Source organism: Myxococcaceae bacterium (genome assembly GCA_016000045.1).
Lineage (GTDB): Bacteria > Myxococcota > UBA727 > UBA727 > JABDBI01 > AER2-1.
This window is the reverse complement of record JAECQY010000001.1, coordinates 26,487-41,406: the sequence shown is the minus strand read 5'-3', so window position 1 is coordinate 41,406 and position 14,920 is coordinate 26,487. Positions and strand designations below refer to the sequence as shown.

Sequence of the window (14,920 nt, the reverse complement as noted above, 5' to 3'; positions counted from 1 at the left end):
TTTGACGAAAGTAGCAGTCCGAGATGGTGAACCCATCGATCGCGCTTTGAAGCGATTCAAGCGTAAAGTCGAGCAGTCGGGTGTTTTGAAAGAAGTTCGTAAGCGCGAACACTATGTCAAACCCTCCATTAAGAAGAAACTGAAAGCACGAGCCGCTGAGGCACGCGCTCGAAAGCGTGAGAAACGCGTATTTGTTCCGAAAGGAACCGTTTGAGCATTGTCTTAATCGGAAATTTTGATGGCCTCCACCGAGGCCATCAAGTTCTCATCGAAAAAGCGCTGCAACTGAAGGGTTCCCAAAACCTTCCCATCCTGGTTTTGACCCTGACTCCTCATCCTCGAGGGGCTCCCAGGTTGATGACCGACCTTCAGAAAGAGCAAGGTCTTCGTTCTTTGGGCGTGGATCAGGTCCTTTTTCAGCCTTTTGTCCCTGAATTTTCAAGCCTTCCACCCGATGTATTCATGGCACAAATTCTCGTTTCCAAGTTGAAGACCAAGCATTTGGTGATTGGATCCAATTTCGTGTTTGGGCATCAAGCTTCCGGCAATCGATTGGATTTAGAGTCGGATCCGCGTTTTGAGACTCATGCAATCGATCCGGTATCGATAGGAGGGTCTGTCTGTTCTTCTTCTCGCGTGCGTTTAGCGATTCGCGCAGGCAATTCTGAACAAATTCGAGAGCTCTTAGGACATAACTACGCACTGACTGGAACCGTCTTTCGAGGAGCCGGTCGAGGAAAATCGATCGGCTTTGCAACGGCGAACCTGGATGTGGAACAAGACGTTCTGCCCCCTCATGGTGTTTACGCGGTGTTTTCTCCACAAGCCGGGTTTGGGGCCTGTAACATTGGCCTAAGGCCCACTCTAGGAGCGCATTTGGTCCCGCAAGTTGAAACTCATTTTCTTGATTTCGACGGCGATCTCTATGAACAGCGACTTGAAATCCAGTTTCAAAAACGTATTCGAGATGAGCAAAAGTTTGCTTCGGTGGAAGCATTACAAGAGCAAATTAGACGCGATATCCAAGACATCAAGCTTGGCATAAGCTTAGGGATGTAAGCCAGCCTTTCCCAGTCTCCAATTTGTTGAACTCGGGCAATAGTTTGACAATAAGACCTACTAGGTCTAGTATGAGATTGTGGACAATCAGCTTACCAATTACTATAATCTTTATGCAGCAAAGGAAAAATTTTCAGAAGCTGTTAGAAAAGCGCTTCAGAGAGAAAACGTTATGATTATGAATCGCGGTCGTCCCATCGCAAAAATCATGCCGTTTTCCCAATCGCAAGGGCCGAGGGCGCTTGGCTTTGCAACGGGTATCACCATGCTCTCAGCATTTGATGAGATTCCTAAAGATTTTCAAGAGTATGTATGAAAATCTTGCTGGATACGCAGGCTCTTATGCTCGCGGGCCGTTTAGTACCCACAGTGTTTAAACCATTTCAAACCGGAACCGCTCTAAGGTCGAAATTTGACATCAGGATGGAATAGGCTTCACGATGGAGCTTGTTTCATCGAGTATGCTTAGCGCGATTTTCTTTGTTTCTCTCTTATCTCCTGCGGTCGAAAAGAAACTTCTAGAAGACATCGATTGGTTTTGTGCGGACACTTGGTGCGAAGGCAACACCGATTTCGCTTTTCATTCGATCGATTGTCCCAAGACTTTGCAAGAGTGTTCGTTGTCTGTGACTCTCTATCCTTGGGGGATTGCTTGTGGCACGCGCGCAGTCCCGCATTTTAATCGAAGTTGCTGGTTGAAGGAGGTAGAAGGTCCTAAAACCAAACTTTATTGGGAAACAGGAGACTGTCTACGCGCTCACGAAGAAGAGCTGTACGCAGTTGTTCCCAAAGCTTGCCCCCGATAGAAGCAATAGGAAAGGCCCCACCCAATCTATGGCCATGGTCTAGGATGACTTGGCCTAGATTCTCAAAACTTTCTATCGTCCGCGCTTAGCTTGCGTGCGTGCAATATCTCCGACTTTGTCGACAAAGTAGAGAAAGCCCGGATCTCGCTTCATTCCTGTTTTTAGAACAAGCTCTGGCCGTTGATTGGGATCTTTTCTTTGCCCCCCAACCACCATTCTTGAACGCTGGATATTTAAATCTGAGTTCAAGTAGTATAGCCAACCTTTTTCACGTTTCAAACCAACCTTCATTATTTTTTCTGACATTGTAATTCTCCATTTGATAAGATCGATACAGTCGATTCCATGTCGTCATGGCAACAAAATCATGACCTGTAAAGACGTTTTTTCCGAATGTAAGCTTGCACTGCGACATCGAGATGTTCATAGAAGCCCTGAAACGCCATTTCTCGAATATTCGTACTCGACATTGAAGGGCACAAGCTTGCACGATCAAAGACATAAATCTTAAACATCTTCTGTAATTCTTTAGCCTGCTTCCAGGTACTTAAACCCTCTAGAAGATCACTGCCTAAAATCAAACTTAAATCGAGATCAGGACGCAGTTTCAAGATCTCCATGAGTGTTATGTAAGTATGATTTGGAATTGGCAAATGGCGCTCAATATCCAGCACTTCAACATCCCGAATCCGACGAAAAGCGTACTGGCTCATTTTAAATCGATGTTCAAAGACCGTCAGCTTTTTGGAGAATGGGTGCTCTTTACAGGGAATCACCCAAATTTGATCCAGAGAATGAGTGGCCAATGCTGCCAAGGCGAGTGTTGGGTGTCCGAGGTGAGGAGGATCAAAGCTTCCTCCTAAAATGCCGATTCGGCTACCTTGAGGAACTTCAGGAAGCTTGATGAGCATAGCTTCGAATCTCATGCAGGTTGGGTCGCTGATAGCAGCATCGACCTTGGTCAAAAATGGGCATTAGCTTAAGAGATTCTCTCCAACGTGCGTTGGGCGAACGTTTGCCCAAATCGTTGGAGATTTTCTGACAGTCTCTCCAGATGCCATCTTCTCGCTGCACTGCAATCAGCTTGTAAACACCGGTTAATGCTGGCTCATCGAATGCAGTGACCAAGCGAGTTCCGACTCCCCAAGCATCGATGGGTGCTTGGTTTTGTTTGAGGTGTGCAATTGCTTTCTCGTCGAGATCTCCGCTTGCTATGATTTGGGTCTCATAAAGTCCCGCTTCATCTAGCATTTTGCGAGCCTCTCGACTCAAATGCAAAAGATCGCCCGAATCCAATCGAATTCCTTTGAGTTTTTTGCCGAGCAGAATGGCCGCTTGGACTCCCCTGAGCGTATCGTAGGTATCCACCGCCAGGATGGTATGATCGGGATAAACTTGGCAGTAAGCTTCGAAGGACTCCGATTCTCTCTCATACGCCATCACCCAGGCATGAGACATCGTTCCCCGAGGAGGGATTCCAAATTGAACCGCTGCCTCAAAATTAGAAGTCCCAGCGCATCCACCGATGTAGGAAGCGCGACTGGCGAGCAAGGCCCCATTGGGACCCTGGGCGCGTCTCAAACCAAATTCGTACACAGGGTCGGTCTGAGCTGCTTGACAGATCCGATGCGCTTTGGTCGCAATGAGGCTTTGAAAATTGATGAGATTGAGGAGAGGTGTTTCCAGCAGCTGGGCTTCAACGATCGGAGCCTCAAGCTGAAGAATGGGCTCCCAAGGATCGCAACGCTCTCCTTCACGCACAGCGTATAGGGACCCTGTGAATCGAAGAGTTCTTAGGTGATTGATAAACTCGGGCTCAAAATGATTCGCTTGCAAAAACGCGAGATCGGCCTCGCTCCATCGAAATGCTTCCAGAAACTGAATGGCCGTATCAAGGCCACAGGCCACGATGCTTTTTTCTCCTGCGGGAGGTTTGCGATAGAAAAGCTGGCATCGCGCCAGAGTCTTATGGCGATTCTGCTTCCAATGAGCGTAAGCCATGGTGATTTGGTAGTAGTCTGTCATCATGATTTCGGACCCATCTACTCATCACAGATTATCCAGATATTTGGCTCTTTTCTTACGAATGGTGTGTACCAGCTTTTGAACGGTGATAATATCGCCTGAGTAAACGCGATCGACAATCTTAGAATCGGCTAATAAGTTCAAGGCTTCGTCTAAGGCACCAGCCGAAGTGGCTGAAATCTTGTTGGGAAATAAGGCATCCCACACTTCATACTGGCCAAGCGGCTCCATATGCGAAGTCATAAAACGATTAAAGTCAGAGCCTGGCCTAAGGTCAATTCTCTGGTTTGAGCCGTAGCGTTGGGTGCGAAACTGGGTATAGTAAAGCTCGCACAAGCTGTAAGCGGCCTCTTGTTGCCAATCGAGCTCGTGGGCTTTGTGACTTGCTTTGCGCGTCTTTTCTTCCGTTTCAATGAGTTGTTTCCAGTCAATCATGAAGGCAATCCTAACCTGTCTTTCATCGTGTAGCCTGCGATTAAAAACCAATGCCCAAAAGAGGACTCGAACCTCCACAAAGTTTCCCTCACTAGGACCTGAACCTAGCGCGTCTACCAATTCCGCCATCTGGGCAAGCAGAGGATACCATGGGATATTATGACTTTCCTGTCAAGATCAGGTCTCCTGTTGTCAATCCATTCACCTCGCGCTAGAAGCCCGCTCAACCAAATGCTGCTCAAATTCAGCGCCCTATGTTTGTTGTTGCTTGCTGGGTGTGAGCATGAAGGGTGGAATGTGCCTGCAAAATGAGTTCGTATCTTTCGATACAACAGCGCAGGGCTCTGAGCACCTGCGTTGCGTTCAAGTTGTTTTGTGTAAAACCAAGCGTTGCATGCAGCTGATGCGAGCTTATCGTGAACAATATCGATTGCTGTTTCGAAAAAACAAGGCCTCTCTTGGGGTCCTCGATGGAACAGGTCCTTATTTGTTGACCTACGCGCTTGAACACTGGAGCTCTTCTTGGAATAAATAGCGTTAATTGGGCTAAGTGCAAAAAATCAATTGCCTATTAGACTAATGCTAAAAAAGCGCATACAACTCTGTCCTTGTTGTGTGCTGAACCACACAAACCGGGGATCTTGATTTATGTTTGGAAAGTTTTTTGGGATGTTTGGAGCCGACTTGGCCATCGATTTGGGAACTGCTAATACCTTGGTTCATGTCAGGGGCTGTGGAGTCGTTCTGAATGAGCCCAGTGTAGTCGCCATTGTGCGAAACGGTTACGAAACCAAGGTTCTTGCAGTTGGCAAAGACGCCAAGGAAATGCTTGGCAAAACCCCTGGCAATATTGTTGCGATTCGGCCCATGCGCGATGGGGTTATCGCGGATTTTACCATCACCGAATCGATGATTAAAGCGTTCATCACGAAAGCAACCAAAAAGGCCTTTTTCGTCCGAGGCCGTTTGATTATCTCAGTCCCGGCTGAAATCACTTCCATTGAGCAAAAAGCGGTTCGAGAAGCTGCATTGAGTGCGGGCGTACAGGAAGTCCATCTGATTGAACAGCCGATGGCAGCCGCCGTGGGGACTGGTTTACCGGTTCGAGAAGCGCGGGGCTCCATGATTATTGACATTGGCGGTGGAACTACCGACGTCGCTGTCATCTCATTGAATGGCATTGTGGCTTCTCAGACTCTTCGTGTCGCGGGCGACAAATTGGACGAAGCCATCGTTAATTTTCTTAGAAAACGTCACAATATTCTCATTGGTGAGCGAACCGCAGAGCTCATTAAGATGAAGATAGGCTCCGCTGTCCCGCTCGCAGAAGAGCTTCAAATCGATGTCAAAGGCCGTGATTTGATTACGGGTATTCCACAATCCATCCGCGTGACCAGTGTGGAAATACGAGAAGCCCTGCAAGATTCGTTTCGCCAATTTATTGCCACCACCAAGTTTGTCCTGGAGCGAACCCCTCCTGAATTATCTGCCGATATTATCGACCGCGGCATTGTTCTGTGCGGGGGGGGGGCCCAGATCAAAGGCCTGGATAAATTATTGGCAGATCAGTGCGGTATCCCTGTTTGTGTAGCGGATAATCCTTTGCACGCCGTAGTGGATGGGGTAGGGCAGGTGTTGGAGAATATCGATACTTATCGAGGGCTGTTGCTTTGAGCATCGCTCGTTTTTGTTGGTTGCCGATTCTCATGGGTGTTGTGTCTTGTTCTAGCCCAGATCAGAGGTCAATTCCTGCAGATACCTTCTACTTTCCCAGTGTGCTGCTTCAAGATCAAGACCATTTATTCGTTGTCAATAGCAATCTGGATTTGCAATATTCGTCTGGAAACATCCTTCAGATTGATTTGAACACCCAGCGCGTTGTTGGGCTTCAATCGACGCCGTCTTTGGCGGGTGAGGCCTGCTTATTAGCGAGTAACCAAATTCTCATAACGGACCAAACCCATCCGCAACTGGTTCAAAGTGCTCAACCACTCCTCCCGTTAACGTATCAAGCTGCTTATTTCTTGAAGCTAAGCCCTGATCGAAACTGGGGGTTGGTGGGTTATCTGACGCCGGTCGTCAGTGAGAGCTGGAACGACTCGAAAGATTCGCTGCTCAGCAACCAACCAGAAATACAATCTTTTGCGTTGTCTGCCAGCGGAATCGAGCTCAAAGATAGCTTTCAATTGAAGAACTGTTTCCCTTCGCCCAGTCGTTCTTTAAGGCGTATAGGTCGTTTGGGTGCGCTGATCGTTCAAGATAGTCAAGTATTCGTCTTGTTTGAATTTGTTGTAGACGATCCCGATCACGTGAATCGGTCTTATAAACACGCCTTTTTTCTTCAGGCGCCGCTCAGCGACGTGCAGGCAGGCCATCTTTGCTCAAGCTCAAATCGACCTTTCGATCTGTCTCAGACAGAGCAATCACAAGGGCTTCGAGATCTCGCCATCACGAAAGATCAAAGCACGGCTTATGTTTTGATGGATGAAGAACCTCTTTTGCTGCGTGTTTCTCTGCAACCTTCGCCAATGGTAACGGCGCGGGTTGCTACCTGCCGTGGACCGACTCGATTAAAACTCTCACCGAATGAAGAGTCCGTCTTCGTGAGCTGCGCCAAAAGCAATGAACTGGTGGCTTACAACGCGAAAGATCTTCTCTTGTATGGAAAGGAGAATCGCTCGGATGCTCCAGGAGGGCCGGTGGATATTTTGTTCGATCAAACGACGGATCATCGAATCTTTGTCACTTACCAACAAGACCATAAAATCGGAATTTTTAGCTATGCGAATGTTTCTTCTCGTCAACGCTCTCTTGCTTTTAGCGAGTGGCTCCAGCTGTCTCGATAATCGAACGGTGCTTCCGGGTCAGATGGGGCAAATCCAGGATGCTGCCGTCATTTCTTGTAATCCCTATCAAGAAAATGGGGTTCAGCATGTGTGCATTGTATTCTCGAACCCCTATCAAGGCAGCCTGAAAGTCTTTGATGCAAGCGACAACCAATTTGTTTTGGCGCCTATCGCTTATTTTCCCTTGAATATCTTGGTAGGGCAAGCTCCCTCTGCACTGGCAGTGTATGAAAATCAACTTTTTGTTCTCGATCCTGTGAAAAAAGCCATCTTTTCGGTCTCGGAGAATTTTTCTTCCCCTGCTCCTCAGACTTCTTTGCCGGTGGACACCAGTGCAGAACATTTTGTCATCGGAATCGGCGCCGATCAAAAACCCTACACCTACCTAACGCAAGGCCGTACCATTTCGCTCTTACCAGGCGCGATCACAGTCGAAATGCCTCAGGATATTACGCATCTTCAATGGGGGCCTCATCAAAAGTCTTTGCTCGTGGTATCTGGCGACTCGCTTTACGCGCTCGATCTCGATCTTCACAGGATCCAAACGCTTCCCTTGGGCAGTTCCGTTCGAAGTCTCAGCAACGATGGGAAAAAGTTGGCCGCTCTTGCACTCAGCAATCAAACCGTTGTCCTGGTTGCTCTGGATCCGCTGAGTATTTTGGCAACCACACCTACTTTGGAGGCGAATGCGGGTGCCGTCTACTTGCCCAGCAGCGTGCCAGGAACCCCCAATACGTGCTGCCATGGATCATCGAGTTGGTTAGGCATCTTGCTGGTGGATGGCAAGCTCCAATACTGGCCGTACACAGAGAATGGTTTTTCTAAAAACAAGGACGAAGTCAAAATTGCTGAAGCGACCAGCCTGTCTCCCTTCGTTCTTGCCAATCCAATCAAGCTATTAGGCGTTTCGATCGCGAATCCAGGCAATCATGACCTAGGCTGTTCCAGAAGACTCTTTCTCGTCTACACCGGAGCGATTTTTCATACTTGCGAAGGCAATACGAACATCCAATTTCTCGATCAAATTGACTTGAGCTAAAAGCTCAAACGAATCTGGGAGCAGAGGATTCCAGAAACGAGATCCCAATCACATAGGTCTCCATGCTGCGTGGACGGGTTCCTTGAGGGCGTCGGATTTTGACTTCTTTGAAATGCTGTCGGCATTGCTGGACATAATCCGGCAGCCCACCGCCTTCCAATACCTTGACACAAAATCGGCCACCGGGCTTCAAGACTCGGGTAGCGATTTGAAGTGCTTCTTCACACAATGCCAGGCTGCGGTCTTGATCCATGCTTTTGATGCCGGAGGTCTTCGGCGCCATATCGCTCAGCACCAAGTCAAACACGCCCTCGAGGCTGACTTCAAAAATATCCCCTTGGATAAACTGAACGTGCGAGCCAAAGCTTAAAGCCAGCGGTGCTAAATCGATTCCGACGATACTGCCGGTATCTCCAACCACACGTTCCGCGTATTGAAGCCACGAACCCGGTGAGCAGCCCAGATCCAGGACTCGGGTTCCAGGGCGAATCAAGCGGAAATCGCGATCGATTTCTTCCAGTTTGAAAATAGAACGCGCGACAAAGCCTTGCTTCTTAGCTGCGTGATAATAAGGATCTTTCCGATTGTATTTCGCCATTGTTTTTGAGATAACAAAGAGTATGCCTGCTGATTCAACCTTGACCAAAGCCGACATTGCATTAGCTGTCTCACAAAAATTAGGTTTCTCCAAGACCCAATGTGCTGCTTTGGTGGATCGTGTCTTTGAAATGATGAAAGAAAGTTTGGAAAAAGGCGAAGAAGTCAAACTCAGCAGCCTGGGCCGGTTTACCGTTCGTTGCAAGCAGACGCGCCGTGGAAGAAACCCTCAAACCGGTGAGCAATTGGAGATCACAGCTCGGAAAGTAGTTACTTTTAAGTCCAGCCCCGTGCTACGTAGCAGAATGGGAGGATGAAATGCAGGATATTGAATTGCCTCATAAAAAATATTTTAAAATCGGTGAAACCTCTTCTTTGCTAGGCATCAAACCCCATGTGCTTCGCTATTGGGAATCGGAGTTTCCTCAGATTAGGCCCTTCAAATCCAAAACCGGTCAGCGATTGTATCGAAGATCCGACTTGGAATCCTTGGCTCGCATCCAGAAACTTTTGTACAAAGAGCGCTTTACGATTGCAGGAGCCAGGCAGGCCCTTAGTTTGCCAGAACCCAACGCAGTGCAGCAAAACTTGCTCAACTTAAAAACCAAATTAGAATCCATCTTGGAATCTTTGAAATAAGTCGTATAAAACCAGCATGACTCCCATGCAAAAACAGTGGGCTGCAGCTAAAGAGCGGGCCAAAGACGCGATCTTGCTCTTTCGAATGGGGGATTTCTACGAGCTTTTCGCAGAAGACGCCAACCTGGCTGCACCGATTTTGGAGTTGACGCTCACCTCTCGGGATCGCGATATTCCGATGGCTGGATTTCCACATCATGCGGCTCCTGCTTACATCGCCAAACTCGTGGCGCTGGGCTACAAAGTTGCTATCTGCGACCAACTTGAGGATCCGAAGTTGGCCAAAGGGATTGTGAAGCGCGATATTACACGCATTGTCACCCCAGGGACTGTCTTAGAAGATGATAGCCTTCGCCCGAGCTCGAATAACTACCTGCTGGCTCTGGTCGCTTCCGGTCATCAATACACGTTGAGCGCCATCGATCTTTCTACGGGTGACTTTTTAGAAACCAAAACTCCCAATGCTCAAAGCTTGCTGGACGAGGTGGGCAAATGGCTGCCTTCGGAAATCTTGATTGGAGGCACACATTGGAGCAAGCCCCTGTTGAATCAGCTGAAACAGGTTGCCAATCAAACTAAATCTTGTCGATTTGAATTTATTTCTGAAGCAACCAGCGCTTCGCAGCTTATCTTGCAGTACATCTCTGAAACACAAGGGGCTCGCTTTTCTTGCCTGGGGGCTCCGAAAGCATATTCGATCGAATCGGAACTCATCATCGATGCGGTCTCGCGTGAGCACCTCGATTTGCCGGGCTTGTTTCATCTTCTCAACAAAACGTGTACTGCTATGGGGGCTCGGCTTCTCAGGCGTTGGCTCAATGCTCCTTCCACGCATTTGCCTGAGATTCAAAGGCGTTTCGATGGTGTGGAAAACCTGCTTCATCAAGCCAGTCGAAGGCAGTCTGTTCGTGAGATTTTGCGCCACTTGTACGACTTGGAACGGTTGACGGTCAAAATCTCGGTCAATCGAGCGACTCCTCGGGAACTTGCGAACGTTCGAGATTCGTTGGCGCGACTCCCCCAAATCTCAGAAGTTTCGGACCCCATGCCTGATCTCTTCGAGCTTTTAGACCGTTCGTTGGCAGACAATCCTCCGATGCTTTTGAAAGAAGGAGGTGTCTTTCAAGCGGGATACGATGCCCTCTTGGATGACTATGTAGGCTATGCCTCCGGGGGTCGGGATCAGATTGCTGCCATCGAACAGCGCGAACGTGAACGAACCGGGATTTCCAGTCTAAAAGTCAAATTTACCCGGGTATTTGGTTACTACATTGAGATCACGAACACGCATTTGGCTAAAGTTCCGGAAGGCTACAAACGAAAGCAAACGGTGGCCAATGGTGAACGTTACGTGACGGAAGAGCTCATGCGGCTTGAAGAAAGGGTATCGACTGCGGAGGTACGTCGGCTAGCTCGTGAAACAGAATTGTTTGAAACGCTGAGAGCTCAGATGAATCAACATGCGGCACGTCTTTTTCAAGCCGCTGCTCAGGTGGCAGAACTCGATACCCTTTGCGCCCTTGCCGAATGTGCGGATGAGTACCGTTACGTGAGACCAACCATTCTTGAGAAAGAACTGAATCGCCTCGACATCCAAGAAGGTCGTCATCCGATCATCGAATCGCTGCATCAAAAGAAAGGTCTTTCTTTTGTGCCCAACTCCATGCAGATGAATCGGCACGATCGCCAATTGCTGCTGCTCACAGGCCCCAATATGGCCGGTAAAAGCACGATGATGCGTCAGGTGGCTCTCATTCAACTCATGTCACAGATGGGTTCTTTTGTGCCGGCAAGTTCTGCGGAGCTGAGCCTTTGCGATCGTATTTTTACCCGGGTCGGTGCTTCCGATGACAGTCGAACGGGGCGTTCGACGTTTATGGTAGAAATGAGCGAAACGGCGCATATTTTAAAACACGCTACGTCTTATTCTTTGGTCTTATTGGACGAAATCGGCCGAGGCACCAGCACCTTTGATGGTCTCTCCATTGCTTTTGCTGTAGCGGAATATCTGCACAACGAGATTCGTGCTCGAACCCTCTTTGCGACTCATTACCATGAACTCACGCAGCTTTCAGAGACACTCTCGCACATGCGCAATCTCCAAGTGGCGGTTTCAGAGCAAAACGGAGAGATCAAGTTTCTCTATACGCTGCTGGAAGGCGCTGCTGGACAGAGTTATGGCATCCAAGTGGCCAGACTGGCAGGTCTTCCAAAGCCCGTCTTAGACCGTGCGAACGAAGTCTTGAAATCGTTGGAGCAGGGAAAAGCAACTCCTCAGGTCAAACGCCCTCCTAAAGAACAATTGGGACTTTTTGTCGACCCGATTCGAAGTACTCTCAAAGCCATCGATCTGAATCAAATCACACCGATTCAGGCCTTGCAAACGTTGATTGAACTAAAGTCCTCGCTTTAAGTTCAAATAAACAAAGCCCTACGAATCAGGGGCTTTCAAAAGGTGTGGATCTTTTATTTCAAGGATGGGGATATCGATGACTACGATATGAACGGTTATAACTCGGTTCGTTGTGTGCGCCTCCCAGTTCTTGGTGCACAGTACTAATTTGCTGTTGACGTTGCTGTTGATTTAGGCAAAAATGAGCCTTTATGGATCATCATCAATCTTGGTATGATTTTTTGCCGGGATACCCGGGTCATGGCTTTAACCATATTATCGCTGCGCTTTTGGTGGTGTTGACCTTGGGGATTCTGTCGTTTTTTAGTTATCAGCGTTTGAAGAATTGGGAAGATTATTTGGTTCCATCTCCTCGATGGTCGGTCCTCAATTTTTTTGAAGTGATTTTAGAAGCTTGCCTAGGTCTCATGCGTGACACGATTGGGCCTGATTATAAACGCCATGTTCCTTTGATTGGTTCGCTTGGGCTTTTTATTCTGTTTTCGAATTGGGTCGGTCTGTTCCCTGGTTTTTCACCCCCGACCGATAGCCTCAACACGACTTTGGCTTGTGGGCTGGTCGTTTTTGTGTATTTTAACCTTCAAGGGATTCGTGTTCACGGCATGGGGCATTTTACCCACCTTGCCAATCCCATTGGCGAGTGGTGGGGATGGTTTCTGATGCCGCTTCTGTTGCCGATTGAAGTGATCAGCCTGTGTGTACGCCCGTTTTCGCTGGCCATTCGTCTTGCAGGCAACATGATTGGCGATCACAAGGTTTTGTTCGCTTTTGCCGGGGTGATGCCATTCTTGCTGCCTTTGCCTTTTTTTGCGCTGGGCTTTTTGGTTTCAGTGATTCAAGCCGCGGTCTTTTGCATATTAAGCTGTGTTTATATTTCGCTTCACACACAAGAAGCAGGGAGTCATTAAAAGATGAAAAAATGGATTGCATGGATGACATTGGTTTCTACAACTGCCTTCGCGAACGAAGGTGTTCAGGCTGCTTCAACGAACTCAAATGATGCTTGGTACGCTATTGCGGCTGCTCTAGCGATTGGCTTAGCTGTTCTTGGCGGAGCCTTGGCGCAAGGGCGTGCGGCTTCGGCTGCATTGGAAGGAATCGCTCGAAATCCAAGTGCATCGGGCAAAATTTTCGTTCCGATGATTTTGGGCATGGCGCTGATCGAGTCTCTGGTGCTTTTCGCGTTGCTGATTGCCTTCACCTTATCCGGTAAAATTGGCGGATAGCCCTGGTTTCCAGATGTGGCGTCAAGCAATCATCACCGTTCCAGAAGAAGACTCCGATTGGGTTCAGCAGCGGCTGCTTGAACTTGGAGCTTTGGGGCTTGAAATTCAGGATGACCAGTCGCTGGCGGTGCCGGAGCGGGCGTTTGAACCAGGCTGCCTACGAAGAGCGAGGGCTCAAACACATTCAGACCGAGTGCTTGGGAGAATGGGTCTTGATCGAGTTTCAGGTCGTTTGAAATTCCAGCACGCCGGATAGGTTGTTGGCGATGCTGGTCTGGTAACGCTCGCTGAATTCGGTTCTCGAACGTGTGGTCCAATGCGAGACTCCGTAGAGTTCGCTTGCTTTGTTCAACGAATAATCATGAGGGGTCTGAAAATAACGTTCGAAGATCTCTTGCCCGGAGTTGGCGATCGGCAAGGACTTAAAAATGCCGTTGCCGCGATTATTTACCAAGACAATCAACAAGGGCACGCTGAGATTCTTGAGGAGCGATAAACCATTCACATCGTGCAAAAAGGTCATATCACCACAGAGCAAGACCAGGGCTTTTCCACAGCCCAGAGCCAATCCAGCCGCTGTGCTGATGATTCCATCAATTCCACTCGCACCGCGATTGGAAACCACCCATGGGATTTCGCTTCCGGCGCTTCCGTAACGATCCAGGTATCGGATAGGCAGACTGGTCCCAGCAAACAAGACTCGATCTTTCCAGTTAATTTGGGAGACGCAGCGAGCCAGCCAAGCTTCCTCATCGTTTTTGGCTAAAGTGGTTTCGACGACTTCGAACATCTGGCCAGAGTTGGGCAGAACCGGACAGTGCTCCGAAAACCATTCTAAATCGCATTCGAATCGATCGGTGACCGTTAACCAGGGATCTTGATTTTCCAACCAAGGGTCTAGATAAAAATGCGTTGTGCCTTTCAAGGAATGCAGCCACTGATGCGTTGCTTTGAGCGTTAATCTTCCCCCGATTTGAAGCAGCAGGTCCGGTCTAACATGATCGAATTGTCGATCGTGCCTGAGCAAAGGGTGCTTCAAGAGACGTAAACCAGAGCTAATATCGCAAACTGCTGGCCAGCCCAGCCGTTCGATCACCTGCAAAACGGATTTTTGTTCAGCAGGCGATCGCAAATGGCCTACGACAACAGTGCCCGACTGAGCGATGCGCAAGCGTTCATGCAAGCTTTGCAGGCGATGTGGATTCAGTATTTTTGTTGCAGGGTAGGAACGAGTCGCTGATCGAAGCCCTGAAAATTGTTTTGAACTCTGTTCAAAAGGCTCTCGAAAAGGGCAGTTGATCTGAACCGGTCCGGGCGTAGGGTGCATCGAACGCAAGTAGAGCTCTTGAACCTGGTTCTGGACGTATTCGGCAGGAGCCTCTTCTGGTAAATCAACGAAAGCGCGAGCGTATCGGCCAAAAATATGATTTTGATCGATGGTTTGATTCCCGCCTAAGGCTCGTAGCTCTTGCGGGCGATCAGCGCTTAGAATGATTAAGGGTACCAGAGCCTGACTGGCTTCCACAACAGCAGGAAACAAATTGGCTACTGCCGTTCCAGACGTGACGATAATGACTGTTGGCTTCTGAGTGGCTTTGGCAATACCCAGAGCGAAAAAACCCAGACTTCGTTCGTCGTGACAGACAATGGCTTGCGCTCGAGTCTCGGAAGCAAGAGCTTGAACCAAAGGGGCTGAACGGGAACCCGGCGCCAGACAAAAGTACTGACACCCAAGCTCGATGAGCTGATGAACAATCACCCCATCGGTCTAAACCGATGGCGTAGTTTGTCAATCTTATCTGTGCAAATTTTTGATTCGTATCCAGATCGTCGCG

The 14,920-nt window shown here is 48.7% G+C and carries 20 protein-coding genes and 1 tRNA gene; 14 read left to right on the top strand and 7 right to left on the bottom strand.

What is annotated here, in order from left to right; all coding sequences use genetic code 11:
• Position 1 precedes the first annotated feature (1 nt).
• The 4 genes from I8H75_00230 to I8H75_00215 all read left to right on the top strand — a co-directional run bounded on the left by I8H75_00230 (position 2) and on the right by I8H75_00215 (position 1,865).
• Positions 2-214, top strand: coding sequence for a 30S ribosomal protein S21 (locus I8H75_00230; protein ID MBH2005771.1), 213 nt, complete (start codon positions 2-4; stop codon positions 212-214).
• On the top strand, positions 211-1,059 hold the full coding sequence (gene ribF / locus I8H75_00225; protein MBH2005770.1) for a riboflavin biosynthesis protein RibF: 849 nt from the start codon (positions 211-213) through the stop codon (positions 1,057-1,059). The genes I8H75_00230 and ribF overlap by 4 nt, the downstream gene beginning before the upstream one ends.
• Positions 1,060-1,138: 79 nt before the next feature.
• A complete protein-coding gene (locus I8H75_00220; protein MBH2005769.1) occupies positions 1,139-1,375 on the top strand; it encodes a type II toxin-antitoxin system prevent-host-death family antitoxin in 237 nt (78 codons plus the stop codon).
• A 124-nt stretch (positions 1,376-1,499) separates the two neighbouring features.
• Positions 1,500-1,865 carry a hypothetical protein gene (locus I8H75_00215; protein MBH2005768.1) on the top strand — a complete coding sequence of 122 codons (366 nt, stop codon included), beginning with the start codon at positions 1,500-1,502 and terminating at the stop codon, positions 1,863-1,865.
• A gap of 72 nt (positions 1,866-1,937) precedes the next feature.
• On the opposite strand, the gene I8H75_00210 is transcribed toward I8H75_00215, so the two are convergent.
• The 5 genes from I8H75_00210 to I8H75_00190 form a co-directional block, all read right to left on the bottom strand.
• Positions 1,938-2,171, bottom strand: a complete 234-nt coding sequence (locus I8H75_00210; GenBank protein ID MBH2005767.1) for a hypothetical protein — start codon at positions 2,169-2,171, stop codon at positions 1,938-1,940.
• Between the two features lie 59 nt (positions 2,172-2,230).
• Entirely contained in the window at positions 2,231-2,791 is a 561-nt protein-coding gene (locus I8H75_00205) for a hypothetical protein (protein MBH2005766.1), read from the bottom strand.
• Positions 2,757-3,893: a nicotinate phosphoribosyltransferase gene (pncB, locus tag I8H75_00200; GenBank protein MBH2005765.1), complete on the bottom strand. Its 1,137-nt coding sequence runs from the start codon at positions 3,891-3,893 to the stop codon at positions 2,757-2,759. The genes I8H75_00205 and pncB overlap by 35 nt, the downstream gene beginning before the upstream one ends.
• Before the next feature lie 21 nt (positions 3,894-3,914).
• Entirely contained in the window at positions 3,915-4,325 is a 411-nt protein-coding gene (locus I8H75_00195; GenBank protein ID MBH2005764.1) for a hypothetical protein, read from the bottom strand.
• Between the two features lie 51 nt (positions 4,326-4,376).
• A tRNA-Leu gene (locus I8H75_00190) sits at positions 4,377-4,460 on the bottom strand.
• A gap of 148 nt (positions 4,461-4,608) precedes the next feature.
• Between I8H75_00190 and I8H75_00185 the strand changes: the two genes are divergently transcribed.
• The 4 genes from I8H75_00185 (at position 4,609) to I8H75_00170 (ending at position 8,210) form a co-directional block, all read left to right on the top strand.
• Entirely contained in the window at positions 4,609-4,860 is a 252-nt protein-coding gene (locus tag I8H75_00185; protein MBH2005763.1) for a hypothetical protein, read from the top strand.
• A 113-nt stretch (positions 4,861-4,973) separates the two neighbouring features.
• Positions 4,974-5,999 (top strand): rod shape-determining protein, encoded by a 1,026-nt coding sequence (locus I8H75_00180; GenBank protein ID MBH2005762.1) that lies wholly within the window; start codon positions 4,974-4,976, stop codon positions 5,997-5,999.
• A 32-nt stretch (positions 6,000-6,031) separates the two neighbouring features.
• Positions 6,032-7,171: a hypothetical protein gene (locus I8H75_00175; GenBank protein ID MBH2005761.1), complete on the top strand. Its 1,140-nt coding sequence runs from the start codon at positions 6,032-6,034 to the stop codon at positions 7,169-7,171.
• On the top strand, positions 7,107-8,210 hold the full coding sequence (locus I8H75_00170; protein MBH2005760.1) for a hypothetical protein: 1,104 nt from the start codon (positions 7,107-7,109) through the stop codon (positions 8,208-8,210). Before I8H75_00175 ends, I8H75_00170 begins: the two co-directional genes overlap by 65 nt.
• Positions 8,211-8,214: 4 nt before the next feature.
• Here the strand turns inward: I8H75_00170 and I8H75_00165 are convergent, their stop codons facing one another.
• Positions 8,215-8,808, bottom strand: a complete 594-nt coding sequence (locus tag I8H75_00165) for an RlmE family RNA methyltransferase (protein ID MBH2005759.1) — start codon at positions 8,806-8,808, stop codon at positions 8,215-8,217.
• A 40-nt stretch (positions 8,809-8,848) separates the two neighbouring features.
• Here I8H75_00165 and I8H75_00160 point away from each other — a divergent pair, with 40 nt between their 5' ends.
• The 6 genes from I8H75_00160 to I8H75_00135 all read left to right on the top strand — a co-directional run bounded on the left by I8H75_00160 (position 8,849) and on the right by I8H75_00135 (position 13,341).
• Positions 8,849-9,124: an integration host factor subunit alpha gene (locus I8H75_00160; protein ID MBH2005758.1), complete on the top strand. Its 276-nt coding sequence runs from the start codon at positions 8,849-8,851 to the stop codon at positions 9,122-9,124.
• A 1-nt stretch (position 9,125) separates the two neighbouring features.
• Positions 9,126-9,446, top strand: a complete 321-nt coding sequence (locus I8H75_00155; GenBank protein MBH2005757.1) for a MerR family transcriptional regulator — start codon at positions 9,126-9,128, stop codon at positions 9,444-9,446.
• A 25-nt stretch (positions 9,447-9,471) separates the two neighbouring features.
• Complete coding sequence (mutS, locus tag I8H75_00150; protein ID MBH2005756.1) at positions 9,472-11,859, top strand: DNA mismatch repair protein MutS; 2,388 nt, start codon at positions 9,472-9,474, stop codon at positions 11,857-11,859.
• Positions 11,860-12,050: 191 nt separating this feature from the next.
• Positions 12,051-12,767: a F0F1 ATP synthase subunit A gene (gene atpB / locus I8H75_00145; GenBank protein MBH2005755.1), complete on the top strand. Its 717-nt coding sequence runs from the start codon at positions 12,051-12,053 to the stop codon at positions 12,765-12,767.
• Positions 12,768-12,770: 3 nt separating this feature from the next.
• Positions 12,771-13,085: an ATP synthase F0 subunit C gene (locus I8H75_00140; GenBank protein ID MBH2005754.1), complete on the top strand. Its 315-nt coding sequence runs from the start codon at positions 12,771-12,773 to the stop codon at positions 13,083-13,085.
• Positions 13,075-13,341: a hypothetical protein gene (locus I8H75_00135; protein MBH2005753.1), complete on the top strand. Its 267-nt coding sequence runs from the start codon at positions 13,075-13,077 to the stop codon at positions 13,339-13,341. Before I8H75_00140 ends, I8H75_00135 begins: the two co-directional genes overlap by 11 nt.
• On the opposite strand, the gene menD is transcribed toward I8H75_00135, so the two are convergent.
• Positions 13,309-14,844 (bottom strand): 2-succinyl-5-enolpyruvyl-6-hydroxy-3-cyclohexene-1-carboxylic-acid synthase, encoded by a 1,536-nt coding sequence (menD, locus tag I8H75_00130; GenBank protein MBH2005752.1) that lies wholly within the window; start codon positions 14,842-14,844, stop codon positions 13,309-13,311. The two genes, I8H75_00135 and menD, sit on opposite strands and share 33 nt — an antisense overlap.
• Positions 14,845-14,920 lie beyond the last annotated feature (76 nt).

Coding starts and splice junctions, on each gene's coding strand:
- I8H75_00215 (MBH2005768.1), top strand. CDS start 1,500: ATGGAGCTTGTTTCATCGAGTATGCTTAGCGCGATTTTCTTTGTTTCT.
- I8H75_00210 (MBH2005767.1), bottom strand. CDS start 2,171: ATGTCAGAAAAAATAATGAAGGTTGGTTTGAAACGTGAAAAAGGTTGG.
- I8H75_00205 (MBH2005766.1), bottom strand. CDS start 2,791: ATGAGATTCGAAGCTATGCTCATCAAGCTTCCTGAAGTTCCTCAAGGT.
- pncB (MBH2005765.1), bottom strand. CDS start 3,893: ATGATGACAGACTACTACCAAATCACCATGGCTTACGCTCATTGGAAG.
- I8H75_00195 (MBH2005764.1), bottom strand. CDS start 4,325: ATGATTGACTGGAAACAACTCATTGAAACGGAAGAAAAGACGCGCAAA.
- I8H75_00185 (MBH2005763.1), top strand. CDS start 4,609: ATGAAGGGTGGAATGTGCCTGCAAAATGAGTTCGTATCTTTCGATACA.
- I8H75_00180 (MBH2005762.1), top strand. CDS start 4,974: ATGTTTGGAAAGTTTTTTGGGATGTTTGGAGCCGACTTGGCCATCGAT.
- I8H75_00175 (MBH2005761.1), top strand. CDS start 6,032: ATGGGTGTTGTGTCTTGTTCTAGCCCAGATCAGAGGTCAATTCCTGCA.
- I8H75_00170 (MBH2005760.1), top strand. CDS start 7,107: ATGCGAATGTTTCTTCTCGTCAACGCTCTCTTGCTTTTAGCGAGTGGC.
- I8H75_00165 (MBH2005759.1), bottom strand. CDS start 8,808: ATGGCGAAATACAATCGGAAAGATCCTTATTATCACGCAGCTAAGAAG.
- I8H75_00155 (MBH2005757.1), top strand. CDS start 9,126: ATGCAGGATATTGAATTGCCTCATAAAAAATATTTTAAAATCGGTGAA.
- mutS (MBH2005756.1), top strand. CDS start 9,472: ATGCAAAAACAGTGGGCTGCAGCTAAAGAGCGGGCCAAAGACGCGATC.
- atpB (MBH2005755.1), top strand. CDS start 12,051: ATGGATCATCATCAATCTTGGTATGATTTTTTGCCGGGATACCCGGGT.
- I8H75_00140 (MBH2005754.1), top strand. CDS start 12,771: ATGAAAAAATGGATTGCATGGATGACATTGGTTTCTACAACTGCCTTC.